This window comes from Mesorhizobium sp. CU3 (assembly GCF_006442965.1).
Taxonomy (GTDB): domain Bacteria; phylum Pseudomonadota; class Alphaproteobacteria; order Rhizobiales; family Rhizobiaceae; genus Mesorhizobium.
Genome location: NZ_VFWX01000022.1, coordinates 1 through 23,982, shown reverse-complemented (window position 1 = coordinate 23,982; position 23,982 = coordinate 1). Strand labels below are relative to the sequence as shown.

The window sequence follows — 23,982 nt, the reverse complement described above, 5'->3', positions numbered from 1 at the left end:
TCTAAAGCACCGGAGGCGGCAACCCGCCTGCTACTTGACGATCACGATGCTGGTGTTGGCCGGGCCGAAAACCTCGACAAGCTGGTAGAAATCGGCCGCCGCATCCGGATGCAGCCGCACGCAGCCATGCGAGGCCGGCTGTCCGAGGCGCTTGATGGCGTAAGTGGCGTGCACGGCATAGCCGCCGCTGAAGAACACCGAATGCGGCATCGGCGCGTTGTCGTATTTCTTCGAATACCACATCTCGTGCATGCGGGTCGGCTTGAACGATCCGGTCGGCGTGATGTGGCTCCGGTCGCCCGTCGACACCTTCCAGGTGAAGGTCGGCCGGCCATCGACCGTGACTTCCATGATCTGCTGCGACAGCGAGACCTTGGCGACGACCTGATTGGCATGGGCGGCATTGCTGCCGATGAGCAGCGCAGCGCCGGTGAGCGCGGCGGCGGTGATGTTGATGAGCTTGGCGGAAATGGCGGTATGCATGACGACCCCTCTGTGTGTTTTGCCGTTCTCGTCCGGCTTCAATTTCGATGGACCGCTTTATCGTCGCCGCCTGTTTCGGTCATATTTCGCTTGATGCGCATTTATGTTTCGAATCCGTTTCTCGATCTTAACGGCCATGCCAATCGAAATTCTCCTTTCGAGTTCGGTATGGTTAACGGTAGCGAGGCTGAAACACGGGACAAACTCACCTATCACACTGATATAAAGACATTTTCGGCAATCTCGATACCGGGTTGCAACAAAGCACGGCCCGCGCGGCATGATGCTGATACACGGCGATCGCAATCTCGCTGCAACGGGAACAGAAACAGCAAAACGAAAATGGGCAGGACAACGAATCTCCGCTCCTGGTTTCTCAGGATCAGCGTCGCGGCGATCATCCTCGGCGGCGCCGGCTCATTGGCCGGCTACCCGGTGACGACGCTGGCCGCGATGACCCCTGGCGAGGTTTCGACGCTGCACATGTCTCTGTTCATCGCCTCGGTCTGGATCATCTCCAGCCTGCGTGTCCACCGGCTGAAGGCCCTCTGGCGGGTCGGCCTTCGGTTGATGAGGACGCGCGGCCCCTCCGGCTACTTGCTGCCGAGAGGACCGAAGGCCCGCGCCGCGACGGGGGGCTCCGTAGGCGGCGCGGGCGCTTCGGGAGTTTCTTGAAGCGCCTACGCATACCGATTTTTTTTTGGGGCCGATTTTTTGGGGATAGCGATATGAACACGAAATTTGCAGCTTCGGTGCTTTCCGCACTGCTCTACGCGCAAGGCCTGCTCGGCTTTGCCGCGCTCGCGACCGTGCTCATGAAGGAGCGCGCCGCCAACATCGAAATCACCGCCAGTGCCGACTTGCCGTCGGGCCCCTCCGTCTTGGTGGTTCGCTGAGCGCCGGGCATCGGACCCAAAGGAACCGGCTTTGGGGGATCCGATGCCGAAAGAGCAAATCAGCCCTGATCGCGCTATCTCATTCGCCGCGCGGCGTCGGCGGATCGAAACGATAGCCGGCGCCGCGGATCGTCGTGATGGTCTCGGTGTCGAGCTTGCGGCGCAGTCGCACGATGCGCGAATCGATCGAGCGGTCGAAGGCGTCGGCATTCTCGGCAGGCGCCGCGGCGATGATGTCGTCGCGCGTCAGCACCTTGCGGGGGCTCGCCAAAAACAGCCTGAGCAGCGCAACTTGCCCGGGCGAGAGCTGATCCTCTGTCCCCGAGCGGTGCATGACCATGGCCGACCGCAGGTCGACGGTCGTATTCTCCAGGACGATCAGTTCGCCCGCCGCCCTGCCGCGGCGCATCAGCAGGCCGCCGATGCGCGCGGCAAGCTCGCGCACGTTGAGCGGGCTTTCGACGACGTCGGCGGCGCCGAGTTCCAGCGCCAGCACCTTGTCGACGAGGTCGCGCGGCCGGCAGATCAGGATGAAAGCCGGACCGCCGTCGCCGCCCCCGCCTTGACCGCCATAGCGCTTGAGCAATTCCCGCCCATCCGCCTGGCTGACGTCGTCGCCGACGACCACGACGTCGATGTCGCCGGCCGAAAGCAGCGATTCCGCTTCCCAGGGCTGGCGCGCCTGGCGCACGTCATGCCCCCGCCGCTCGAGATGATCGGCAAGGTCGCCGGTCACCACATCGGCGACGGACACAAGCGCAATGACGGATCGTGCGGCCATTTTCTTTCACCCCGCCACAGACAACTCGAGATGAGTGCTGGACATCATGTTTATACCCAATCTACTTTCCACTGAAAGCGGGAGCGAGCGCGTCGTGAAGGCACGCATTATCGTCGTCGAGGACGAACCGGATCTGCGGGAAGCGGTTGCCGAATATCTCGGCGCCAGCGGCTACGACGTCGCCACGGCCGAAAATGCCGCGGCCGCACGGAGTTTGTTCGAGGAACAGTCATTTCATCTGGCCATTCTGGACATCGCCATGCCCGGCGAGGACGGGCTGTCGCTCGGTCGCTGGCTGCGCTCGAAAACGCAGATCGGCATCGTCTACGCCACCGCCGCAGGCACGGCGCTCGACCGCATCGTCGGGCTGGAGCTTGGCGCCGACGATTACATCGTCAAGCCTTATGAACTACGCGAGGTGCTGGCCAGGGTGCGCAGCGTGCTGCGCCGTGTGCCGCAGCCGGCCGAACCGCAGGCGGCCAAAGCCGCGACCAGCGATCGTCGCTTGATGAATTTCGGCGGCTTCCAGGCCGATTTCGATGGCCGCCTGGTCACCGGCGCCAATGGCGCGGTCATCGAGATGGCCAAGAGCGAGTTCGACGTGCTGGAGGTCTTCCTCACCCGCGCCAACCGCCTTCTGACCAGGGCTGCGATTTCCGAGGCGATCGGCTTCGTCGAGGATCCGGAATCCTCGCGCGCCGTCGACATCCGTATCATGCGGTTGCGCAAGAAGATCGAGGCCGATCCGGCCAACCCGAAGTTCCTGCGCACGGTGCGCGGCGAAGGCTATATCTTCTCGCTCCCCACAAGCGACGGCAACTGACCGCGGCGCTGCGCATCCTTCCGGATACGCGATTAAAGCGCGTCGCGTTGAAACGAATTCAAGCAACGCGCTTTAACTCTTTCTTTAGATGCATGTCGTTGCCGCAAAACCGCTGCGCACTTTTGCGCGACATGCATTAGCGCTGTAGCATTGCGATCCAGCACATGGCCCATGACCTATTTCGGGGCTTGTGTGCTGGATTTCATGGTTTACCGATATGGCTATGGGGATGAAGCTTGACCATGACTGCTGAGGCGGCACGCATCGATATGCATGGCTCGCGCCCGGGCGGCGCGGCGATGGCGGCCGTGCATGTCGTGCGCCGGCTGCGCGAGGCCGGCGACTGGCAGCGCGAAATGGACGGCATACTGGAATCGATGTGCCGCAAGATGGATTGCCAGCGCGGCATCCTGTTCCGCTTGCGCGAGCTGCCGGGCGAAGGCTTCGCCCAGTCCGTCAATTCCTACTGGATCGATCCGGATTTCGGCGGCGAGCTCGCCTTGCCCACCGTGATCCTGCAGTCGATCATCAACGAGGACCCGCTCCTGGAGCGCCTGCAGGAGGACGAACGGCAGGGCAAGATCTTCTCCGGCCACACGCGCGACCTAGACGGATTCCTCAGAACCGATTTCGAGAAGCAGAGCATCAAATCGTTCCTGTCGGTCTCGGTCTTCGCGCATGGCCACCTCTGGGGCACGCTCGCCATCAACGACTGCGTGGCAGAGCGCGAATGGACGGACGAGGAAGAGGCGACGCTGCACATCATCGCCCTGGCCATCGGCGACGCCATCGAGCGTTCGCCCTCCGAAGCGCATGCCAGCGAAGTCATCCGCCGCACCATGCTGCAGGCCTCGCTCGACGCCATCATCGTCATCGACGAAGCCGGCTCGATCATAGAATTCAATCCCGCGGCGGAGAAGATGTTCGGCTTCCCGCGCAGCGCCATCCTCGGCAAGGACCTGCTCGACACCATCGTGCCGATCTATTACCGCAAGGGCTATACTTCGGGCGCCGACTACATGTCGGGCCGCGGCGCGCCGATGGTCGGCCAGCGGATGGAGACCGTCACCCAGAATGCCGCCGGCGAGATCTTTCCGATCGAACTGACGGCAACCGAGATGCGCGTTGCCGACCGCCGCCTGATCTTCGGCTCGATCCGCGACCTGCGCGACCAGTTCCGGGCCGAGGAGGAGATCAACCGCCAGCGCGAGAAGCTGCACCAGAACGAGAAGATGGCGGCGATGGGCTCGCTGCTCGCCGGTGTCTCGCACGAGCTCAACAACCCGCTTGCCGTGGTGGTGGCGCAGTCGACGCTCCTGCACGAATTCGCCGCCGACCCGCAGACCAAAGTGCGCGCCGAAAAGGTGCGCGCCGCCGCCGAACGCTGCGGCCGTATCGTCAAGAGCTTCCTGTCGATGGTGCGCCTGCATCCAACCGAGCAGGCCGAGACCGATCTCAACCAGGTGATGCGCTCGGCGCTCGAGGTCACCGCTTATGGCGCGCGTTCGAGCGGCATCGTCATCGACACGGATTTCGCCAACGGCCCGCTGCTCGCCATGGCCGATGCCGACCATGTCACGCAGGTGGCCGCGAACTTCCTCATCAACAGCCAGCACGCGCTGGCCGGCGCCGAGGGCGAACGACGCATCAAGGTACGGACCTTCCGCAGCGAGCGCGGCAATCCGGGCTTCTCGGTCGAGGACAATGGCCCGGGCATTCCCGAGGCGATCCGCTCGCGCATCTTCGAATCCTATTTCACCACCAAACCGGTCGGCGTCGGCACCGGCATCGGCCTGTCGATCTCGAAGTCGATCGTCGAACGCCATAACGGCAACATCTGGTTCGAAGAGGTGGATCCGCAGGGCGCGCGCTTCGTCGTGCAACTGCCCGCGATTGCCGGCGGCGCCGCAAGTGCCGGCGAAGGGCCGGCGCGCTCGAGCGGGCTGCGCCATGCCTTGATCATCGACGACGAGCCCGATGTCGCGGGTTCGCTTTCGGACATATTGGAGCTGATGGGCCTGAAGTCGCGCGTGGTGGCAAGCTGGACGTCCGCCGCCGAGGTCCTGAACGGCCATATGCCGCCCGACATCGTCTTTTCCGACCTGCGCATGCCCGGCACCAGCGGCATGGCGATCTATCGCGAACTGCTTGCCGAGAAGCCGGTGCTGGCAAAGCGCTTCGTGCTGGTGACCGGCGATCTGATCGGCGCCAAGGCCGAGATCGAGGCGCTACCGCCGCTGCAACGGCCGCAAATCCTGGAGAAGCCGTTCTCGACGCTCGACGTCCGCGGCATCCTGTCGACCGTGGCCGACGAAGCCGCAGCCGCAGCCGACAGCGGCGCTCATATCTGAAGTGAGGTCGCGGCAAAACGCAGCCGGGCCTCGAGCTCGCGCCGCCGCAGGCTCTTTCGAGATTCAGGTCAGGCCGAGTCGAGAAGGGTGGATTCCGAGAACCGGAGCGGAGCGTACTTGAAGTACGTGAGCACCGGAAGCGCAGGAAGCCGCCCTTCGCAGGCCGGCCTCACCTGAATACCGACAGAGCCGAAAAAAAGAGGCTCCCGACCGACTTTGCGGCGGGAGCCTGACTGGAGCGCAGGAGGGCGCGCTCAGGGGAGATCAAAAAACATTCGGCGTGTTGGTCAGCGGCGCGGCGTTGGCAATCATGCGCACCGCGCGCTCCCTGTGCTGGCCGGACTGCTCGGCGATGGCGCGCAGGCAATCGGCGCTTTCGGCGCCCCAATTCTGGCCCTTGCAGGCGAAATCGACCTGCGGCAGCGGCAGGCGCGCGGTCTTGAGCGTCGTCGGTGCGCCCTCGACGATATTGGCCGGCGGATTGATCGAGGCGAAAGCCGGACCGGAGGCCGGCGCCACCATCATGCTGGCAAAGGCCGAGCCGCCGATCAGCAGGAACATCACCATCGGATGGTCGCTGGCGCGCTGGCGCAGCGAAAGCTTCGGCCGGCGGTCGCTGCGCTCGGGGCCATGCAGGCGGCGGTTGGTATCCACGGATTGAACTTTCGCGAACATCGCGGTTCCCTTCGTTATGTTTTCTTTTTGCTGTGAAACGAACATAACCGCACCAGGTAACAGCCGAATGATTGGTGACGATTGCCTGTGTAACAGCCATGAAACAGCGGCTCGGCACCCGATTGGCTGGATTGATGCACCTGCCACATCGGGCTGACTGTAACCGGCCTCACACAGCAGGCTGAATCGGGCTTGAAGCGATCCTTTAGACGGGCCGGCCATCCGCGAAAAACGCTTCACCGGGGTGAAGGAACTGGGCTCGGAATCGCTGTTTTACATCCCTGGATAAGGCCCGGATTTTCCGGGATTTTTTCGACTTGGGTGCCTTCGCATCTACCGTTTCGGAATTTGCATATCTCCGCAAACCATTGCATTTCAACGCAAAATATGCCTATATTGAATGAGTATTCAACAAAAAGAAGAGCAATTCCATGAACCCGCACCTCCGTGACGTGGCGATCCCCAACGACTGGGACCGGCGGGGTTTGCCGGGGTGGAGCTACCACTCCAACGCCCTTCTCGAGCTCGAGAAAGAATACGTCTTCCGCAACCACTGGCAGATCGCCGGCCACGTCGCCGACGTGCCGAATGCCGGCGATTACCTGACCATGGATGTCATCGGCGAGCGCGCGTTGATCGTGCGCGGCAAGGACGGCGTCGTGCGCGCCTTCAACAACATGTGCCGCCATCGCGGCAGCCGCGTCGTCGCCGACAGCCAGGGCACCTGCAAGAACGCGCTGGTCTGCCCGTTCCACGGCTGGGTCTACAATCTCGACGGCACGCTGCGTGGCGCCGCCCGTCCGCGCTCCTTCCCCGAACTCGACAAGACCGAGTTCGGCCTGATGCCGCTCGATCTCGAGATCTGGATGGGCTTCATCTTCATCCGCTTCCGCAAGGGCGGCCCGCAGCCTTCGGTCGCGGAACTCTTGAAGCCGATCGAAGCTGAGATGGCGCACTACAACGTCGCCGACATGGTGCCGTCCTGGGGCATCTGGACCCAGAAATCCCCAGTCAACTGGAAGTCGGTGCGCGACGTCGACAATGAAGGCTACCACGTCGCCATGGCGCATCCTGCACTGCAGGATCTCTATGGCGCGACCTATTTCGACGAGCCATTCATCAACGGCGTGTCGCGCTCCTTCGCCACCTACAACCCGCATGCCGGCAGGCGCTGGAGCGTCAAGGAATATATGAAGATCGCGCCGGAGCCGACGCATCTGCCGGAGCATCTGCGCAAGGCCTGGATCTATTACGGCATCTTCCCCAACAACGCGCTGTCGATCATGCCGGAATCGGTGCAGTTCTATCAGGAGTTCCCGCTGTCGACCGGCGAGACGCTGCTGCGCGGCGCGCTCTACCGCTACAAGGACGAGACCCGCGAACAGGCGGCGGCGCGCTACCTCGCCTACCGCATCGACCGCGACACGATGAACGAGGACGTGCAGCTTTCGGTCTGGTCGAACGAATCGATGCTGTCCGAGGCTTTCGAGGGCTTCTATCTCTCCGACCTCGAATACGGCGTGCGCACCCACCACGACCATCTGCGCAAGCAGGTCCCGGTGCTGAACCTGGAGACGGCGCCCGAGGAGAAGGACATGTGGGGCCTTAACGACGCGCTGCGGTCGAGGGGTTAGGCGAGGCGCCGAAGCTGCTGATCTCCCCCCTCGTGGGGGAGATGTCCGGCAGGACAGAGGGGGGCGCGAAGGAACGCGACCTCCGTTACCTGCGACGAGTCACAAACTCACAAAAAGAATATTGCTACGACTGAGAAGCCGGCGGGACAGCGCCCCCCTCTGCCCTGCCGGGCATCTCCCCCACAAGGGGGGAGATTAGCCAATCACCCCCGCCAGACGCCTTCTTTCCGCAGATCATCCATCGTCCGCGAAATCCCCTCGCGCAGGATCGCCACCATATCGTCGACCTGCTCCTTGGTGATGATCAGCGGCGGCGACATCACGCACATATTGATCAGTGGCCTGACCAGCAGGCCGAGTTCGTGGCAATGCGCGTCGATGCGCTTGCCGACATCCTTGTCGAGCTGCAGCGGGTCCTTGCTGTCGCGATCGGCGACGCATTCGACGCAGCCCATCAGGCCCATGCCGCGCACCTCGCCGACCAGCGGCAGCTCTTCCAGCGTCTTCAGCCGCGCCTGGAAATAGGGCGCGATCTCGCGCGTGTGCTGAAGCACGCCCTCTTCCAGCAGGTCGAGGTTCTTCAACGCCACCGCGCAGCCGATCGGGTGGCTGGTGTAGGTCAAGCCATGGCCGAACAGGGCATCGGGATGATTGGAGCGGCGCAGCGTCTCCAAGAGCCGCTCGGAGATGATGACGCCGCCGAGCGGGAAATAGCCTGAGGTCACACCCTTGGCGAAGGTGATCATGTCCGGATCAATGCCGAACACGTCGCCCGAGGCAAACACGTGTCCCAGCCGTCCGAAGCCGGTCACCACCTCGTCCGAGACATAGAGGATATCGTTGTCGCGGCAGATCTCGCGGATGCGCTTCAGGTAACCGTCCGGCGGCACCACCACCCCGCCCGAGGCCTGCACCGGCTCGCCGACAAAGGCGCCGATACGGTCGGCGCCGACGCGCGCAATCGTGTCGCGGAACTGGTCGACCAGGAAATCGGCGAAGGCGGCGATGCTCATGCCTTTCGGCCGCCGGAACGGATCTGGCGAAGCGAGCTTCACCACCAGTTCGTCAGCGCCATCCATCCAGTGACGATCGCGCGGCCGGCCGTTGAGCGAGGCCGACAGATAGGTCGAGCCGTGATAGGCGCCGCCGCGGCTGAGGATCAGCTTCTTCTCCGGCCGCCCGCGCACATTGTTGTAGAACTGCATGAAGCGCAGCGCCGTCTCCACCGCCGACGAGCCGCCGGTGGTGAAGAAGGTGTGGCTGAGATCGCCCGGCGCGGCGTCCGCGATGCGCCGCGCCAGCTCGGCCGAGGGCGCGTTCATCGTGTACCAGGGCGTGTTGTAGGAGAGCGCCATCGCCTGGTCGTACATGACCTTGGCCAGTTCCTCGCGGCGATGGCCGACATTGATGCACCACATGCCGGCCGGCCCGTCGATCAGCCGCTTGCCGGAGGCGTCGGTGATATAGATGCCATCGCCCTCGCCGATCAGCGCCCGCGCCTCCGTCCCGACCGACCCTGCATAGGGCCATGGCTGGACGAGATGGCGCTTGGCAAGCTCGACCGCGTCGTCGTCGAACTCGATGGTTTCGCTGATCTTGCTTTGAGCCGCCATGTTCGCCTCGCATCGTCCGGTTGCGCTATTTTCCTCGGGCACCTGAAGTCGCGGAAAACCATGGAAATTCGGCTTTTCATCACTTCATTTTGAATGTCCGTTCAATCAATATTGCAGAAATAGCGCTTGATTTCAATCGGCGGATGCGCTCATGATGAAAGAAAGCCGGCAAGCCTAGGGAGCCATCGCGCTCCACGCATAATTTGGGAACAGGCGCCGGCGTCACGAATGGGAAGGCCGCATGGCGGGACAGTCCGAGCCAGCAACCGAAATCACGCCCGGAGCGCTGCAATGACGGCAGCGGCGGAAGGGTCGCCCGCGCTACGCGCGGCGGGGCCGAGACGAAGTCCCCTTCTGCAATCGGAAGCCGCGCAGGGTTTTGCGCTGATCAGCCCGACCTTCGTTTACGCGCTTATTCTGCTCGTCCTGCCGATCCTAGTCGTCATCGCCCATTCCTTCTGGACGCAGAACTACCTCACCATCGACCACACATTCACGCTGGAGAACTACCGGATCGCGCTGACCGAGCCGATCTACCGCGACCTCCTCTGGCGCTCGCTTTACATCTCTTTGACGGTCAGCCTGCTCACCGTCGTGCTCGCCTACCCGATCGCCTATTTCATCTCCTTCCACGGCGGCCGCCACAAGAGCCTGTGGCTCTTCCTCATCACCATCCCGTTCTGGACCAGCTACCTGCTGCGCGTGATGTCGTGGAAGGTGATCCTCGGCTATAACGGCGTCTTGAATTCCGGCCTGATGGGCCTCGGCATCATCAGCGAACCGTCGGATGCGCTGCTTTACAATTCTACCGCCGTCATCATCACCCTGACCCATGCCTGGGCGACCTTCGCCATCCTGCCGATCTTCGTGTCATTGGAGAAAGTCGACCGCACGCTGGTCGAGGCGGCGACCGATCTCGGCGACGGGCCGTTGCGCTCCTTCCTGCGCGTGACCTTGCCGCTGTCGGCGCCGGGCGTCATTTCTGCGGCGCTCATCGTCATGATCCCGACGGTCGGTGATTACGTCACGCCGAAGCTCGTCGGCGGCAAGGACGGTGTCATGATCGCCAACGCCATCCAGGCGCAGTTCGGCAAGGCGGCGAACTGGCCGCTCGGTGCGGCTCTTTCCGTCACCACCATGGTTATCGTCTCGCTGATGGCCGGCGCCACGGTGCTGATCATCCGGGCTCTGCAGAGGTTGGCGCGATGACGGCGATCAGACGTTTCCTGCCCGGATGGCTGTCGAGCTATGCCACGCTCTACATCCTGTTCCTTTACCTGCCGGTGATCTTCCTGCCGATCTTCTCGATCAACACGGCGGCGACGCCGAAATTCCCGCTCTCCGGCGTCACGCTGCACTGGTACGAGGACCTGCCGAAAACGCCGGCGCTGATCGACGCCACCTGGAACAGCCTTCTGGTCGGCATCTCGGCTGCGATCCTGTCGACGGTGCTCGGCATCCTCGCGGCGCGTTCGATCACCCGCTACCGCTATCCCGGCCGCCGCGCCATCAACGGGCTGATCATGGCGCCGCTGGTGCTCCCGGAGGTGATCGTCGCCATCTCGATGCTGCTGGTCATGCTGCAGCTCGGCCTCAGCCTGTCGCTGTTCACCGTCGTGCTCGGCCATGTGCTGGTCTGTATCCCCTATTCGATGACGGTGCTCACCTCCGGCTTCGAAGGTTTCGACCGCAGCCTCGAAGAAGCGTCCGCCGACCTCGGCGAGAGCGCCTTCGGCACCTTCCGGCGGGTGACGCTGCCGATGGTGGCGCCGGCGATCATCTCCAGCCTGCTGGTCTGCTTCACCATCTCGCTCGACGAGTTCATCATCGCCTTCTTCCTCACTGGCACTGAAGCGACGCTGCCGATCTACATCTGGGGCCAGCTGCGCTTTGCGGCCAAACTCCCCGGCGTGCTGGCGCTCGGCACCTTGCTGCTGCTGGCGTCCTTCGTGCTGATGACTGTCGCCGAAATCCTGCGCCGCCGCGCGGCGAGACGCACCCAGAACGAGGGAGGCCTCTATGCTTGAGCGGGTCCAAACCGAGCGTACCCAATCCGAGCGGACCATGATCGAGATCCGCGACGTCACCCGCAGCTACGGATCGTTCAAGGCACTCGACAATGCCTCGCTGGCGATCCGGGAAGGCGAGTTCTTCTCGCTGCTCGGCCCTTCGGGTTGCGGTAAGACCACGCTGTTGCGCATGATCGCCGGCTTCGACAATCCGACCAGCGGCTCCATCCTTGTCGGCGGCCAGCCGATGGACGGCATCCCGCCCAACCGCCGCCCGACCAACATGGTCTTCCAGAGCTATGCGATCTTCCCGCATCTCAATGTCGAGCAGAATGTGGCCTATGGGCTGAAGCGGCTGAAGCTCGCAGCCGGCGAGGAAAAGCGCCGTGTCGAGGAAGCGCTGGCGCAAGTCTCGCTGACCGGCCTCGGCAAGCGCCGTGCCACCGAGCTTTCCGGCGGCCAGCGCCAGCGCGTGGCCCTGGCCCGTGCGCTGGTCATGCGGCCAAAGGTGCTGCTGCTCGACGAGCCGCTCTCCGCGCTCGACAAGAAGCTGCGCGAGCAGATGCAGGTCGAACTGCGCCGCCTGCAGCAGGCGGTCGGCATCACCTTCGTGCTGGTCACGCATGACCAGTACGAAGCCTTGGCCATGTCCGACCGCATCGCGGTGATGTTCGGCGGCCGCATCGCGCAGGTCGCTTCGCCCAAGGAGATCTACCAGCGCCCGGTCAACCGCCAGGTCGCCGACTTCCTCGGCGGCATGAACTTCGTCAAGGCCGAGATCGTCGAGGAGAACGGCGCCTCGCTGGTGCTCGACACGCTGGGTTTCGGCCGCGTCAAGACCGACAAGCCGAAGGCTTTCGTGCGCAATGGCGGCAAGGCGACACTCGGCATCCGGCCGGAACGCCTGCGCGTCTTGTGGGACAATGCGACGGCGAAATTCGAAGTGGCCGGCAAGGTGGTCGAGCGCCACTATTTCGGCGAGATCACCCATCTGATCGTCGAGATACCCGGGCTGGAAAAGCCGCTTTCGGTGACCGAGACCAACGACTTCGGCGCCGACGATATCCCGGTCGGCACCTCGATCCGCCTCGGCTACGACCCGGAGGCTCTGGTGGCGATGGCCGACTGAATCTTGGCGGCCGCGATGCGGCCGGCAACGATGGCGCCTTCGACATAACCCGGGAACGACGGCGAGACTTCCGAAGCGGCGAAATGGAGATGCGGCGCGCCGGCGAGGATGGTGCGCTCGGCATCCCGTGCCGTCACATCGACGATGAGGTCGCTATAGGCGCCGCCGCTCCAGCGGTCATGCGCCCAGTCGCGGGGACTGAAATCGATCACGTCGCCCGCCTCCGCGCCGAGTGCATCGACAAGCTTCGCGGTCACTTCCGCCTGGAATGCCGTATCGCCAAGCTCGCGCCAGCGCAGCGCCAGGGGGCCACCGATGAAGACGATCAGCGCTGCGTGTTCGGCATCCTTGCTGGCGTCGCAGGCAAACAGTCCCGGCATGTCGCGCCACATGACCATGCCGCTCAAGCCATGCTCGCGCCAGAACGGTCGGGCGTAGCGCACCAGGATCTTGATCACCGCGCCGCTCTCCCAGACGCTCAGAGCCTTCGCCAGATCGGATGGCAAAGCCGGCGCGAAATCGAGCTTCGCGGCCGTCGCCGGCGGCAAAGCGATCAGCACCTCGCGCGCTTCGATCGTGCCGCTGGCCGTCGTGACGCGAACCCCCTGTGGCCCGCGCTCGATCCGAGTCGCCGCTTCGCCCAGGCGCAGCCGATCGCCGAGTTCGGCGGCAATATCCTCGGCCAGCGATTGCATGGTGTCGCGCAGGAAATATTGCAGCTCGAACACCTCGTTGGTGATGCGGCGGTCATTGTCGATCAGGTACCAGAGCGGCACCTTGTCCGCCGCCAGGCACCACAAGCCTTCGACCAGCGAGCGGAAGGCTGCCTTGGCATCGGCCTCGTCTTGCTGGCGTTCCAGCCAGTCGGCGACGGTCATTGCGGCGATCGCAGGATCGTCCGGATCGATCTTGTTCATGCGCTCGCGGATCGCCATCGAGACATGGTAGGTGCGCTCGGCCCTGACCGGCGTCATCGACGGATGGGTGACGAATTCGCCCTCGATATAGGTCTCGACGAATTCCTTGCCATGCGCCTTGGCCAGCGCCATCAACTCGGGCATGTCGACGCAGAAGAACTGGCCGCCGCTGTCGATCAGCTCGCCGAGCCCGTTGCGGACAGCCTCGACCCTGCCGCCGACGCGGTCGCGCGCTTCGAGGATGACGAAGTCGATGCCGGCGCGCTTGAACTCAAGCGCGGCCGACAGGCCGGTGAAGCCGGCGCCGACGATTGTGACGTCGGTTTTCAGGGATGCGCTGCTCAATAGCCGGCCTTGATCTTCTCGAATTCGGCAACCATGCGCTGCTTGAGATCCGGCGAGACCGGCTGCTGGAACAACGTCTTGTCGAGGAACTTGTCGAGATTGTCGAAGCCGCGGTCGGAAAGCAGCTTCTGGTCCATCGCTGCCATGCCGGCGCTGTTGCCATGACCGTAGCCGAAGGTCTTCACCATATACTCCGAGACGCCCGGCGTGTTGACCGCGCTGAGGAAATCATAGGCCTGGTCGCGCTTGCCGGGCGCATCCTTCATCAGCACATAGCCGCACACCCAGGTCGAGATGCCTTCCTTGGTGTCGCGGTTCATCTCGATCGGCATGCCCTGGCCCTTGAGCGTCACAAAGGTCTCGTTCCAGCCCCAGACCAGGTCGACCTCGTTGCCGCTGAAGGCCTGGTTGAGGTCGGTGTCGTCGGTCCAGTAGAAGCGGATATTCTTGTGCACGTCGCGCAGGAAAGCCGAGGCCTGCTTGAACTGCTCGTCGGTCATCTTGGTCCAGTCCTTGAGACCGATGACAAGGCTCGCCAGCGCATAGGCGTCGTCGACATTGTCGCCGATGGTGACGCGGCCCTTGAACTTCGGGTCGGCGAAGATTTTCAGCGACTGCGCTTCCTCCTTGCTCACCTTGTCGGTGCGGTAGAGCAGCGAAGTGTTGCCCCAGTCGAACGGCATGAACCAGGTCTTGCCGTCGGCCGTGGTGACGAGATCCTTCATCGCCATGATGCCGGGATTGAGGTCCTTCCAGCCGGCGATCTTCGAGGTGTCGAGCGGCTGCAAGAGGCCGGCCTCGCGCCATTTCACCACGCTTTGCGAACAGGGATGCGCGATATCGGCCTTGAAGCCGGCGCGCATTTTTTCGAACGCCTCGTCCTCGTCGCCGAAGAAGGAAAAAGTCGGCTCGGCGCCGTATTTGGCGGTGTAGTCCGGATGCAGCAGCGGGTCCTCGTAACCCGACCAGTCGAAGACGACGAGATCGCCGCCGCCCTCGGCAATCGCATGGGCGGCGCCGGCGCCGACGGTGACCGCGGCGGCGAGGGCAAGACGGCGAATGATGGATGCCATGACGCGAAAACTCCCCCATTTCGGAAACATCGAGGGAGGTTAGGAGGATTCCCCAGTTTTGGCGAGCCCGCCTCTTTTAGGGCTGACTTAGTCCAAACCAAGCGGGCCGACTAAAAACTCGGCTCTCTTCTGGCATCTCGGGCAGTGCATCCATCGCTCGTACCCGCCCTTGCTGTTGAGAGGTACGTCGTGGATGGTGAGAGCGGCGGCCTCACAGAACGGACAGATCACGGGTTCGTTCTTGCGTTCCTCAAACTTCTTGGCCACCGCCACCCATTTTCCAGACGCCTCACCGAACCCCCCGCCACCTCTTATGAGGCGGCGGAGAAATTTCGGCACTCGGCGAAGGCTCGAAAACAAGCCTCAATAGCCGGCTTTGATCTTCTCGAACTCGGCGATCATCTTGAGCTTGAGCGCCGACGGCACCGGCGCCTGGAACAGCGTCTTGTCGACGAATTTTTCGACGTCGTCATAGCCCTTTTCTTTCAGGATAGCCTGGTCGACGCCGGCCATGCCCTTGGCATTGGCCTGGCCGTAGCCCCAGTCCTTGACCAGCACCTTGGCGACTTCCGGATCGTTGACGGCGTTGAGATAGTCATAGGCCTTGTCGATGTTGCCAGGCGCATCCTTGAACAGCACATAGCCGCACACCCAGGTCGAGATGCCTTCGTCGGTGTCCTTCTTCGACTTGATCGGCACGCCGGCCTTGACCGACTGCACGGTCGCATCGTTCCAGGCCCAGGCGAGATCGACCTCACCGCCCGAGAGCAGTTGCACGATGTCGGTGGTGTCGGTCCAGTAGGAGCGGACATTCTTGTGCACCTGGCGCAGGAAGTCGGACGCCTGCTTGAACTGCTCGTCGGTCATCTTGGTCCAGTCCTTCAGCCCGATGGCGAGACTGGCAAGAGCATAGGCGTCGTCGACATTGTCGCCGATCGACACCCGGCCCTTATACTTCGGATCGGCGAAGGCCTTCAGCGACTGCACGTCCTTCTCGGCGATCTTGTCGGAATTGTAGGTCAGCTGCGTATTGCCCCAGTCCCACGGCATGAACCAGGCCTTGCCGTCGGCGGTGGTGGCGAGATCCTTCATCGCCATGATGCCCGGATTGAGATCCTTCCAGCCGGCGATCTTGGAGGTGTCGAGCGGCTGCAGGAGCCCGGCCTCGCGCCATTTCACCACGCTCTGCGAGCAGGGATGGCCGAGATCGGACTTGAAGCCGGAGCGGATCTTTTCGAACGCCTCATCCTCGTCGCCGAAGAAGGCGAAGGTCGGCGAGTCGCCGTTCTTCTCGACATATTTCGGATGGAAGCTCGGGTCCTCGTAGCCGGACCAGTCGAAGACGATCAGGTCCTTGTCGGCGGCAACGGCGAAAGCCGCCGCCGAAGCCGCTAGCGCGCTCCCAAGCGCCAATGTCAAAGTCAGACGTCGGCTAAGATTTTTCATGCTGCTCCATCCTCTTTTGGTCTTGCCGGTCTTGGCGGCCGGCTGTTGCTAACCGTAGTGTTTCGGGAAGGCGGCGGCCAAGAAGGCATTGGCCGCCTGCAAGGCTGTCTCGCGCGTCGTGTCCTCGGTGCCCATCATCAGCCGCAGCCACAGCCCTTCCAGCATGGCCGACAGCGCCAGCGCGATGACCTGGGGCTCATAGCTGTAACCGCCGCTCTCCTTCAGCGTCGCGCAGAGATCGATGAAGACCTGCTGGTAGTAATTGTCGCGCGAGCTGCTCAGCGCCTGGTAGGTGGGCCGCGACTTGGCCTCGCCCCAGAAAGCCAGCCACGCCGCGAGCTTGCGCTTGTTGCAGATCGAGCGGTCGAAATCGGCCCACACCAGTTGCTGCAGCTGCCGCGCCGGATCGTCGCCCGCCTTCTGCAGGGAGGCGCGCCAATGCGCGGAATATTCGTCATACATGTGCTGCAGCGTGGCGATCAGCAGCTTTTCCTTGCTCTCGAAATGGAAGTTGACGATGCCACGCGACAGGCCGGCGCCATCGGCGACATCGGCCATCGTCGTTTCCGCATAGCCGCGCTTGGCCAATGAATCGATCGTTGCCTCGATCAGCTGCAACTGCCTAACCTCTTTCGAAGCCTTGCGGCCGCGCTTTTCGGCGTCGCCTTTGCGCGTCGATTCAGGGACGTTATCGGTCGCCTCTGCTGTCTTCATAAGCGTGACGGTCTCCAGCATTGCCGGCTATCCAACCGGCTTCCAACCGCGCAGATGAGTGGGACGGTGCTCGCCACTGTCAAGCACCTTCTGCATTGCCTCCCAGGTGTGGATGTTCTTGTCGACATAGGCCGCGCCGACCGCGGCAGCAGCCTTGGCATAGAGCGGTCCCTTGAGCCGCGCCAGTTCCTCCCGCGCGACTTCGCGATACCAGGGATTACGGTCGCGTATGGTGATGTCGGTGAAGCCGGCGCGCCGCATCGCCTCGGCATAGCGCGCCGGCGAGGCCATGGCGAAGGAGAGCCCTTCGGCCGCGACATAGGCCTTCATCTCGCGCGACGGTTCGCCGTCATGCCCGATCATCCAGTTCGACGCCGCGAAAACGCCGCCCGGCCGGAGCACGCGAAAGATTTCGGCAAACAGCGCGTCCTTGTCGGGCACGTGCAGCAGCGCGTCCTTGGAGAAGACCACATCGAAGGACGCGTCGGTGAACGGCAGCGGTCCTGGCGCAGCCTGGACGAAGCTGACGCGGTCTTCGAGGCCTTGCCTAGCCGCCCCACGCCGCGCCGTCTCGATCACCGGCTTTTCGACATCGAAGCCGATGGCATGGGCCGCGCCGTGCCGCGCCGCCAGGTGCAGCGTGATGCCGCCGGCGCCGCAGCCGATGTCGAGGATGGTCTTGCCCTTGAGCGACAAGCCTTCGACGACGCGGTCGACCTCGTCCGGACCGCCCGGCGACAGGTAGCCCTCGCCCCACAGCGCTTCGAGGAAGCGGATGGCGGTGTCGTCATATTCCGGCTCGGCGTCAGCCGTTTCGATCATCGGATCCTGGGCCCCCAAAGCCTAAAGATCAGTCCAGAAATGCCGGCAAAGCCTAGCGCATCAACGGCAAAACGCAACACCATTTGTTGAACATTCATTCAAAATGGCTGGACAAAAATCCGTGATCCGTGCCAAATTCGTCCAATCAGGGAACAGATAGCCCCGAACAATCCGAGGAAATGCGCGAAGCGGGTTTCCGGCCGGAATTGCACAAAAACAACAAGATAGGGAAAGCCGAATGGAGGGTGAGCGCACATGAAGGCGTGGGATGCGATCGTCATCGGCGGCGGCCATAACGGCCTGGTCAACGCCTGCTATCTGCAGCGCGCCGGGCTCGACGTGCTGGTTCTCGAAAAGAACGAATGGGTCGGTGGCGCGGCCACCAGCCGCGAGCTGACGCCGGGCTTCCTCTACTCGAACTGCTCCTATGTCTGCTCGCTTTTCAGGCCCGAGATCATGCGCGACCTGGAGCTGCCGCGCTTCGGCCTGCAGGTCATCTCCTATGAAGGCGGCGCGGTGTTCACGCGCGACGGCGATTACCTCGCCAATTACCGTGACCACGACGCGCATCGCCGCGAGTTCGCCCGCTTCTCGAAACGCGACGCCGAGGGCTATGACCGCTATTCGCGTGACGTCACCAGGCAGTGCCGCTTCATCCAGCCGCTGTTGATGCGCACCGCGCCCGACCCGACCAGTTTCAGGCCGCGCGACATCGGCGAACTGCTCTATCTCGGCAAGAAATTCGCCGGACTTTCGGCCGAGGAGATGGCGCTGACCTTGCGCTTCTGGACGATGTCGATCTCGGACTTCCTCGACGAGTATTTCGAAACCGACGTCATCAAGGCGAACTTCGCGCTCTCCGGTATCATCGGCACCGCGCTCGGGCCGATGTCGCCCGGCACCGCTTATGTCTTGCTGCACCACTATATGGGCGAGGTCGACGGCTCGGTCGGCGCCTGGGGTTATGCGCGCGGTGGCATGGGCGCCGTCACCAAGGCGCTGGCAGCGTCCTTCAAGGCCTCAGGCGGCACCATCCGCACCGGCGCCGAGGTCGACCATGTGCTGATCAGGAACGGCAAGGCGAAGGGCGTCGTTCTCGCCGACGGCGAGGAGATCTACGGCAAACTCGTCATCTCCAATGCCGACGTCAAGCGCACCTTCCTGAAGCTGGTCGAGGAGAAGGAACTGCCCGACATCTTCCTGCGCCGCGTACGGAATTTCAAGATTCGCGGCTCGTCCGGCAAGGTCAACATCGCGCTGGATTCGCTGCCCGAATTCCCGGCTCTGCCGAAGGATTCGCCGGTCTACCGCGCCGACATGCACTTCACCGATTCCATCGAGCGCATGGAGCGTGCCTATGACGACTGGAAGGCCGGACGCTGGTCGGCCGATCCCTTCCTCGACATGATGATCCCGACCACGCTCGACCCGACCATGGCGCCGCCGGGCAAGCATTTCATGAGCTGCTTCGTGCAATACGCGCCGCCCAAGATAAACGGTCGTGACTGGACCGACGCCGACCGCGACGGCTTCGCCGAAAGCGTGATCTCGCAGATCGCGCAATATTCGCCCGGCTTTCGCGATCGCATCGTCCATATGGAGGTGCGCACCCCGCGCGAGATCGAGGCCGAGGTCGGCCTTACCGAGGGCAACATTTTCCAGGGCGAACTCACCTTCGACCAGTTGCTCTTCAACCGCCCGGTGCCGGGTTACGCGCAATACCGCTCGCCGGTCGGCGGGCTCTATATGTGCGGCTCCTCCACCCATCCGGGCGGCGGCGTCATGGGCGCGCCCGGACGCAACGCCGCCGCCGAGATCCTGCGCGATCTCGCCAAGCCAACCCTGCATATGAGCCCCGCCCATGACGTCATCTGATTTGAACTGGGACGCCATCGTCATCGGTGGCGGCCACAACGGCCTCGTCGCCGCCGCCACGCTGGCCAAATCCGGCCGCAAGGTGTTGCTGCTCGAAGCCGGCAACGAGGTCGGCGGCGCCGCGCGGACCGAAGAATTCGCGCCCGGCTTCCGTGTCTCGGCCGTCGCGCATCTCCTCAATCGCCTGCATCCCGATGTGGTGAAGACGCTTGAGCTGGAACGCCACGGCTTGACGGTCGAGCGCGGTGATCTGGTGCCGTCGGTCGCGCTGTCGAAGGACGGCCCGCTGACGCTGCACGGCGCCTATGGCGAGGTGCTGACCGGCGCCAGCCCCTCCGAGCAGTCCGCCTGGAAGGAATTGCGCGCCCAGCTGCTGCGCTATGCCGGCATACTGAAGCCGTTCCTAGCGCGCCGGCCGCCGGACCTTGGCGGTCTGTCGCTCGCCGAGATGACCGGGCTCGGCCAGACGGCGCTGGCGCTGAAGAAGCTCGGCAAGGAAGACATGCGCGACTTCCTGCGCGTGCTTTTGATGAACGTCTACGACCTGCTCGACGAGCAGCTGTCCGACAACCGGCTGAAGGGCCTGCTTGCCTTCGACGCGACGCTGGGCTCGCATCTCGGGCCGCGCTCGCCAACCTCGCTGCTCGGCCTCTATTACCGGCTAGCCGGCGAGATCGGCGGCCTCGCCGGCGCGCAGATGCAGCCGAAAGGCGGCATGGGCGCGGTCGTCGCGGCGATCCGCGCGGCGGCGGAGAAGGCCGGCGTTTCGATCCGCCCCGCATCACCGGTCGCCCGGGTCATCGTCGAGAAGGGTCGCGCCGTCGGCGTCGTCACGCAAAGCGGCGAGACGCTGCGGGCAAAGACCGTCGTCTCAGCCATCAATCCGGCAACGACGATCCTCGACCTCGTCGGGCCGCGCGAAGTCGACACCGGCTTCGTGCGCAAGGTAAAAAACATCCGCATGAAGGGCGATGCTGCGAAGTTGCACCTCGCGCTCGATCGGCCGCCGCAATTCGCCGGCGTCGATGCCGCCGGCCACAAGGGCCGCCTGGTCATCGCGCTTTCGCCCGACCATGTCGAGCGCGCCTTCAACCCTTCGAAATATGGCGAGTTCTCGCCCGAGCCGGTGATGGAGATCACGCTGCCCAGCCTGGCCGATCCATCTCTCGCGCCGTCCGGCGCCTGCGTGCTCTCGGCCGTGGTGCAATATGCACCCTATGCGTTGAGAGAGGGCTGGACGACCGGCAAGCCGAAATTCCTCAAGGCGATCATGGGTGCGCTCGAAACCTATGCGCCAGGCATCGGCGCGAGCGTGCGCCACGCCGAGTTGTTGACGCCAGCCGACATCGAGGCCCGCTACCGCATGCCGGGCGGCCACTGGCACCATGGCGAATTACAGGCCGACCAGATGCTGATCTCGCGACCAGTCTCCGGCTGGTCGGGCTACGACACGCCGCTCGAAGGACTGTTCCTCGCCGGCGCCGGATCGCATCCGGGCGGCGGCATTTCCGGCGCACCCGGCCTCAACGCCGCGCGCCGCATCATCGCGATGAGGGCATGAGCATGGCACAGGCAACCAGGAAGAAGCTCGTCGAGACCGAGGTCGACACGGCGCTCGACGCCCGCACAGCCGCGCAATCGCATTTTCGCACGTTGCGGCTCGGCACGCCGTTCCAGCCGCGTATCGACGCGCTCGGCCTGAAGCAGGATTGGTACAGCTGGGCCGGCTACCGCGCGCCGCATTCGCTGTGGGACGAGGAGCTGGAATACTTCGCCATCCGCAGCCAGGCGGCGCTGTTCGACATTTCGCCGATGACCAAATACCGGATCGAAGGCCCGGACGCCGAAGCCTATCTCGATCGCGTCACGCTGCGCGACGTGACCAAGCTGAAACCCGGCCGCGTCCATTACACCGCCTGGTGTGACGACGAGGGCTTCGTGCTCGACGACGGCACGTTGTTCCGGCTGTCGCCGACGCGCTTTCGCCTCTGCTCGCAGGAGCGGCATTTGCCCTGGCTGCTCGACAGCGCCGTCGGCTACGAGGTCAGCGTCGAGGAGGAGACCGAGGCCGTCGCCGGCCTCGCCCTGCAAGGCCCAACCTCCTTCGCCATCCTGCGCGATGCCGGTTTCGCCGGCGTCGAGCGGCTGAAGGTTTTCGATCTTGCCGAATTCGCGCATGACGGCGCGACCGTGACGATCTCGCGCACCGGCTTCACCGGCGATCTCGGCTACGAATTGTTCGTGCCGGCCGACAAGGCGCTGAGCCTGTGGGACCGGCTGATGGCGGCGGGCGAATTGCGTGGCATCCGAGCCATCGGTTACACGGCGCTGAACCGCGCCCGGCTGGAAGCTGGCCTGATCGTCGCCAATGCCGACTTCACCACGTCCGAGCACGCCATCCGAACCGACCGCCTGCGCATGCCGGACGAGATCGGCCTCGGCTTCATGATCGACCCGGCAAAAGGCCATTTCAACGGCCGCCGCGCCATCCTCGAAGCTCGTGCAAAGAAAAAGCTGCGGCATGTCCTGGTCGGGCTGGAGATCGAAGGCAACATCCCGGCCGAGCATGCCATCGTCTATTATCGCAAAAGCCAGGAGGTCGGGCTGGTGAGTGCGGCGATGTGGTCGCCCATGGCCAAGCGCAACATTGCGCTTGCCTCGCTCAAGCGACCCTATGGCGACACCATCGTCGACGACCTCTGGGTCGAGATTTACGCCATGCGCGAGCTGCAGTACCAGAAGCTGATGAAGAAGGCGAAAGTGGTGCAGCGGCCCTTCATCAAGCTCGACCGCCGCACCGCCAACCCGCCGTCGGATTTTTGAGGATGGCAAGTGAAGATTTCGACACGGCGGCGGAAGCCGCCGAGCAGTGGCAGTTGGTCAACACGCCGCTCGGCGAGATGTGGTCCGGCCGCACCCGCTATGCGGCGGCGATGTTCTTCTTCAAGCGCGGCGAGATGAATGCCGAGACGCTGGAGGTCTACCGTATCTGCGCCCGGCTCGACGCGGAAAATCCCCTGCCGATCATCCGCGACCGCGGCGTCGGCAAGGAATGGCTGAAGCGCATGAGCTACGCGTAGTAGGCGCGCTTCACCCTATCGTCCTCTCCAGCACGCTCAACCAGTTGCGATAAGCGATCTTCTCGATCAGCGCGCGCCCGAAACCGCGCGCTGCAAGCGCGTCGATGAGCTTCGGCAGGCCGGCGACGTCGCCGATCACCGCCGGGATCATCGCGCCGTCGAAATCGGAACCCAGACCGATGCTGTCCTCGCCGAGCGCCTGCAGGAGCGAATCGATGTGGCGCACCATGATGTCGAGGCCTGTATCGGCGTTCATGCGGCCGTCCTCGCGCAGGAAGCCGGTGGCGAAGTTAAGGCCCACCATGCCGCCCGACTCACGGATCGCGCCGAGCTGCCATTCGGTCAGGTTGCGCGAATGGCCGCAGATCGCATGCACGTTGGAATGGGTCGCGACCAGCGGCGCGTCGCTCAATGCAGCGACATCGCGAAAACCCTTCTCGTTGAGATGCGACAGGTCGATCATGATTTTCAGCTTGTTACAGGCCTTGACCAGCGCCTTGCCGGCGTCCGTCAGACCAGGGCCGGTGTCGGGCGAGGAGGGAAAGCGGAACGGCACGCCATTGCCGAAGGCGTTCGGCCGGCTCCAGACGATGCCCAGCGAGCGCAGGCCGGCGGCATGCAGCACGTCGAGCATGGCAAGCTCCGGGTCGATCGCCTCGACGCCCTCGATATGAAAGACGGCGGCAATCGAGCCCTTCGCCATCGCCGTGCGGACATCGCCGGCGCTGCGGCAGACGGTCAGCGCGCCGGCGCGCTCCAGCCGAAACAGGATCGAGGCCATGCCGATGGTGGACTGGATCGCCTCGGCCTGCGGCAGTTCCGGCGGCAGCGGCTCGTTATCGCTCGGCGCCGGCGGCACGGCGCTGCGCTTCGATTTCTCGACCGGCGGCGGAAAGATCGCGAACATGCCCCCCGCGAAGCCGCCCTTCTTGGCGCGCGGCAGGTCGATATGGCCGCCCGGCGTCCCCTCGATGAACAGCTTTTCGACATCGGCGTCCTTCGACTGGTAGAGACGCAGGAGCGTGTCGTTGTGGCCGTCGAAGACGGGGATCAAGTCGGTATCGGTCATCAGGGAAGCCATTCAATTCGGTGACGGGCGGGACGACGGGTTTCGTCCGAGCGAACCACCAACTTAGGCAAGATGACCGGGCGGCGCAAATGCGAAGAGCTTCCCTTCTCCCCTTGTGGGAGAAGGTGTCGCCGAAGGCGACGGATGAGGGGTGCTCCAGGGAACGCCAGCGTCTCACTCCGCTGGAACACCCCTTGTGTGTTTGGAATCGTGCATTGTTGAGGGTGCCACGGACCAGGTGCTTGCC

The 23,982-nt window shown here is 63.8% G+C and carries 22 protein-coding genes; 12 read left to right on the top strand and 10 right to left on the bottom strand.

Annotated elements, in window-relative coordinates; translation table 11 throughout:
* Positions 1 to 30 precede the first annotated feature (30 nt).
* The gene (locus tag FJ988_RS26835) at positions 31 to 483 is read right to left on the bottom strand and encodes a L,D-transpeptidase (protein WP_140821679.1); all 453 of its coding nucleotides are present in this window, start codon (positions 481 to 483) and stop codon (positions 31 to 33) included.
* On the opposite strand from FJ988_RS26835, the gene FJ988_RS31295 reads away from it, so the two are divergent.
* Positions 478 to 1,158: a hypothetical protein gene (locus FJ988_RS31295; protein ID WP_246688667.1), complete on the top strand. Its 681-nt coding sequence runs from the start codon at positions 478 to 480 to the stop codon at positions 1,156 to 1,158. The genes FJ988_RS26835 and FJ988_RS31295 overlap by 6 nt on opposite strands.
* 53 nt (positions 1,159 to 1,211) lie before the next feature.
* Complete coding sequence (locus FJ988_RS30950; protein WP_181183680.1) at positions 1,212 to 1,379, top strand: hypothetical protein; 168 nt, start codon at positions 1,212 to 1,214, stop codon at positions 1,377 to 1,379.
* A gap of 79 nt (positions 1,380 to 1,458) precedes the next feature.
* Here FJ988_RS30950 and FJ988_RS26825 read toward each other — a convergent pair whose 3' ends face one another.
* Positions 1,459 to 2,160, bottom strand: a complete 702-nt coding sequence (locus FJ988_RS26825; protein ID WP_140821677.1) for a response regulator transcription factor — start codon at positions 2,158 to 2,160, stop codon at positions 1,459 to 1,461.
* Positions 2,161 to 2,254: 94 nt separating this feature from the next.
* Between FJ988_RS26825 and FJ988_RS26820 the strand changes: the two genes are divergently transcribed.
* Together FJ988_RS26820 and FJ988_RS26815 are read left to right on the top strand one after the other, a co-directional pair.
* On the top strand, positions 2,255 to 2,983 hold the full coding sequence (locus FJ988_RS26820) for a response regulator (protein ID WP_246688666.1): 729 nt from the start codon (positions 2,255 to 2,257) through the stop codon (positions 2,981 to 2,983).
* Between the two features lie 242 nt (positions 2,984 to 3,225).
* Positions 3,226 to 5,334: an ATP-binding protein gene (locus FJ988_RS26815; RefSeq protein ID WP_181183686.1), complete on the top strand. Its 2,109-nt coding sequence runs from the start codon at positions 3,226 to 3,228 to the stop codon at positions 5,332 to 5,334.
* A gap of 264 nt (positions 5,335 to 5,598) precedes the next feature.
* Here FJ988_RS26815 and FJ988_RS26810 read toward each other — a convergent pair whose 3' ends face one another.
* Positions 5,599 to 6,009: a hypothetical protein gene (locus tag FJ988_RS26810; protein ID WP_140821675.1), complete on the bottom strand. Its 411-nt coding sequence runs from the start codon at positions 6,007 to 6,009 to the stop codon at positions 5,599 to 5,601.
* 431 nt (positions 6,010 to 6,440) lie between these two features.
* On the opposite strand from FJ988_RS26810, the gene FJ988_RS26805 reads away from it, so the two are divergent.
* Positions 6,441 to 7,643 (top strand): aromatic ring-hydroxylating dioxygenase subunit alpha, encoded by a 1,203-nt coding sequence (locus FJ988_RS26805; RefSeq protein WP_140821673.1) that lies wholly within the window; start codon positions 6,441 to 6,443, stop codon positions 7,641 to 7,643.
* A 203-nt stretch (positions 7,644 to 7,846) separates the two neighbouring features.
* On the opposite strand, the gene FJ988_RS26800 is transcribed toward FJ988_RS26805, so the two are convergent.
* Positions 7,847 to 9,256 carry an aminotransferase gene (locus FJ988_RS26800; RefSeq protein ID WP_140821671.1) on the bottom strand — a complete coding sequence of 470 codons (1,410 nt, stop codon included), beginning with the start codon at positions 9,254 to 9,256 and terminating at the stop codon, positions 7,847 to 7,849.
* Between the two features lie 291 nt (positions 9,257 to 9,547).
* Here FJ988_RS26800 and FJ988_RS26795 point away from each other — a divergent pair, with 291 nt between their 5' ends.
* The 3 genes from FJ988_RS26795 to FJ988_RS26785 are packed head-to-tail and all read left to right on the top strand — an operon-like array spanning position 9,548 to position 12,394.
* Positions 9,548 to 10,465 (top strand): ABC transporter permease, encoded by a 918-nt coding sequence (locus tag FJ988_RS26795; protein ID WP_140821669.1) that lies wholly within the window; start codon positions 9,548 to 9,550, stop codon positions 10,463 to 10,465.
* Positions 10,462 to 11,283, top strand: a complete 822-nt coding sequence (locus FJ988_RS26790; protein ID WP_140821667.1) for an ABC transporter permease — start codon at positions 10,462 to 10,464, stop codon at positions 11,281 to 11,283. Before FJ988_RS26795 ends, FJ988_RS26790 begins: the two co-directional genes overlap by 4 nt.
* 37 nt (positions 11,284 to 11,320) lie before the next feature.
* A complete protein-coding gene (locus FJ988_RS26785) occupies positions 11,321 to 12,394 on the top strand; it encodes an ABC transporter ATP-binding protein (protein ID WP_140821876.1) in 1,074 nt (357 codons plus the stop codon).
* Here FJ988_RS26785 and FJ988_RS26780 read toward each other — a convergent pair.
* The 5 genes from FJ988_RS26780 to FJ988_RS26760 all read right to left on the bottom strand — a co-directional run bounded on the left by FJ988_RS26780 (position 12,358) and on the right by FJ988_RS26760 (position 17,711).
* Complete coding sequence (locus tag FJ988_RS26780; protein ID WP_140821665.1) at positions 12,358 to 13,656, bottom strand: flavin monoamine oxidase family protein; 1,299 nt, start codon at positions 13,654 to 13,656, stop codon at positions 12,358 to 12,360. The genes FJ988_RS26785 and FJ988_RS26780 overlap by 37 nt on opposite strands.
* A complete protein-coding gene (locus FJ988_RS26775) occupies positions 13,653 to 14,729 on the bottom strand; it encodes an extracellular solute-binding protein (RefSeq protein ID WP_140821663.1) in 1,077 nt (358 codons plus the stop codon). The genes FJ988_RS26780 and FJ988_RS26775 overlap by 4 nt, the downstream gene beginning before the upstream one ends.
* A 363-nt stretch (positions 14,730 to 15,092) precedes the next feature.
* The gene (locus FJ988_RS26770) at positions 15,093 to 16,175 is read right to left on the bottom strand and encodes an ABC transporter substrate-binding protein (protein WP_140821661.1); all 1,083 of its coding nucleotides are present in this window, start codon (positions 16,173 to 16,175) and stop codon (positions 15,093 to 15,095) included.
* 48 nt (positions 16,176 to 16,223) lie between these two features.
* Complete coding sequence (betI, locus tag FJ988_RS26765; protein WP_140821659.1) at positions 16,224 to 16,910, bottom strand: transcriptional regulator BetI; 687 nt, start codon at positions 16,908 to 16,910, stop codon at positions 16,224 to 16,226.
* A 6-nt stretch (positions 16,911 to 16,916) separates the two neighbouring features.
* The gene (locus FJ988_RS26760; RefSeq protein WP_140821657.1) at positions 16,917 to 17,711 is read right to left on the bottom strand and encodes a class I SAM-dependent methyltransferase; all 795 of its coding nucleotides are present in this window, start codon (positions 17,709 to 17,711) and stop codon (positions 16,917 to 16,919) included.
* Positions 17,712 to 17,966: 255 nt separating this feature from the next.
* Here FJ988_RS26760 and FJ988_RS26755 point away from each other — a divergent pair, with 255 nt between their 5' ends.
* From FJ988_RS26755 to FJ988_RS26740, 4 genes are read left to right on the top strand one after another with little or no spacing between them, the layout of a single operon-like run.
* The gene (locus FJ988_RS26755; protein ID WP_140821655.1) at positions 17,967 to 19,586 is read left to right on the top strand and encodes an NAD(P)/FAD-dependent oxidoreductase; all 1,620 of its coding nucleotides are present in this window, start codon (positions 17,967 to 17,969) and stop codon (positions 19,584 to 19,586) included.
* On the top strand, positions 19,573 to 21,147 hold the full coding sequence (locus FJ988_RS26750; protein ID WP_140821653.1) for an NAD(P)/FAD-dependent oxidoreductase: 1,575 nt from the start codon (positions 19,573 to 19,575) through the stop codon (positions 21,145 to 21,147). The genes FJ988_RS26755 and FJ988_RS26750 overlap by 14 nt, the downstream gene beginning before the upstream one ends.
* A gap of 2 nt (positions 21,148 to 21,149) precedes the next feature.
* The gene (locus tag FJ988_RS26745) at positions 21,150 to 22,409 is read left to right on the top strand and encodes an aminomethyltransferase family protein (protein WP_140821651.1); all 1,260 of its coding nucleotides are present in this window, start codon (positions 21,150 to 21,152) and stop codon (positions 22,407 to 22,409) included.
* Positions 22,410 to 22,411: 2 nt separating this feature from the next.
* A complete protein-coding gene (locus tag FJ988_RS26740; protein WP_140821649.1) occupies positions 22,412 to 22,666 on the top strand; it encodes a hypothetical protein in 255 nt (84 codons plus the stop codon).
* A gap of 10 nt (positions 22,667 to 22,676) precedes the next feature.
* On the opposite strand, the gene FJ988_RS26735 is transcribed toward FJ988_RS26740, so the two are convergent.
* The gene (locus FJ988_RS26735; protein WP_140821647.1) at positions 22,677 to 23,735 is read right to left on the bottom strand and encodes a dipeptidase; all 1,059 of its coding nucleotides are present in this window, start codon (positions 23,733 to 23,735) and stop codon (positions 22,677 to 22,679) included.
* Between the last annotated feature and the right edge of the window lie 247 nt (positions 23,736 to 23,982).

Bases quoted from the DNA above. Each gene is read 5' to 3' on its own strand.
- FJ988_RS31295 (WP_246688667.1), top strand. From the start codon at position 478: ATGCATGACGACCCCTCTGTGTGTTTTGCCGTTCTCGTCCGGCTTCAA.
- FJ988_RS26835 (WP_140821679.1), bottom strand. From the start codon at position 483: ATGCATACCGCCATTTCCGCCAAGCTCATCAACATCACCGCCGCCGCG.
- FJ988_RS30950 (WP_181183680.1), top strand. From the start codon at position 1,212: ATGAACACGAAATTTGCAGCTTCGGTGCTTTCCGCACTGCTCTACGCG.
- FJ988_RS26825 (WP_140821677.1), bottom strand. From the start codon at position 2,160: ATGGCCGCACGATCCGTCATTGCGCTTGTGTCCGTCGCCGATGTGGTG.
- FJ988_RS26815 (WP_181183686.1), top strand. From the start codon at position 3,226: ATGACTGCTGAGGCGGCACGCATCGATATGCATGGCTCGCGCCCGGGC.
- FJ988_RS26810 (WP_140821675.1), bottom strand. From the start codon at position 6,009: ATGTTCGCGAAAGTTCAATCCGTGGATACCAACCGCCGCCTGCATGGC.
- FJ988_RS26805 (WP_140821673.1), top strand. From the start codon at position 6,441: ATGAACCCGCACCTCCGTGACGTGGCGATCCCCAACGACTGGGACCGG.
- FJ988_RS26800 (WP_140821671.1), bottom strand. From the start codon at position 9,256: ATGGCGGCTCAAAGCAAGATCAGCGAAACCATCGAGTTCGACGACGAC.
- FJ988_RS26795 (WP_140821669.1), top strand. From the start codon at position 9,548: ATGACGGCAGCGGCGGAAGGGTCGCCCGCGCTACGCGCGGCGGGGCCG.
- FJ988_RS26790 (WP_140821667.1), top strand. From the start codon at position 10,462: ATGACGGCGATCAGACGTTTCCTGCCCGGATGGCTGTCGAGCTATGCC.
- FJ988_RS26785 (WP_140821876.1), top strand. From the start codon at position 11,321: ATGATCGAGATCCGCGACGTCACCCGCAGCTACGGATCGTTCAAGGCA.
- FJ988_RS26775 (WP_140821663.1), bottom strand. From the start codon at position 14,729: ATGGCATCCATCATTCGCCGTCTTGCCCTCGCCGCCGCGGTCACCGTC.
- FJ988_RS26770 (WP_140821661.1), bottom strand. From the start codon at position 16,175: ATGAAAAATCTTAGCCGACGTCTGACTTTGACATTGGCGCTTGGGAGC.
- betI (WP_140821659.1), bottom strand. From the start codon at position 16,910: ATGCTGGAGACCGTCACGCTTATGAAGACAGCAGAGGCGACCGATAAC.
- FJ988_RS26760 (WP_140821657.1), bottom strand. From the start codon at position 17,711: ATGATCGAAACGGCTGACGCCGAGCCGGAATATGACGACACCGCCATC.
- FJ988_RS26755 (WP_140821655.1), top strand. From the start codon at position 17,967: ATGAAGGCGTGGGATGCGATCGTCATCGGCGGCGGCCATAACGGCCTG.
- FJ988_RS26750 (WP_140821653.1), top strand. From the start codon at position 19,573: ATGACGTCATCTGATTTGAACTGGGACGCCATCGTCATCGGTGGCGGC.
- FJ988_RS26745 (WP_140821651.1), top strand. From the start codon at position 21,150: ATGGCACAGGCAACCAGGAAGAAGCTCGTCGAGACCGAGGTCGACACG.
- FJ988_RS26740 (WP_140821649.1), top strand. From the start codon at position 22,412: ATGGCAAGTGAAGATTTCGACACGGCGGCGGAAGCCGCCGAGCAGTGG.
- FJ988_RS26735 (WP_140821647.1), bottom strand. From the start codon at position 23,735: ATGACCGATACCGACTTGATCCCCGTCTTCGACGGCCACAACGACACG.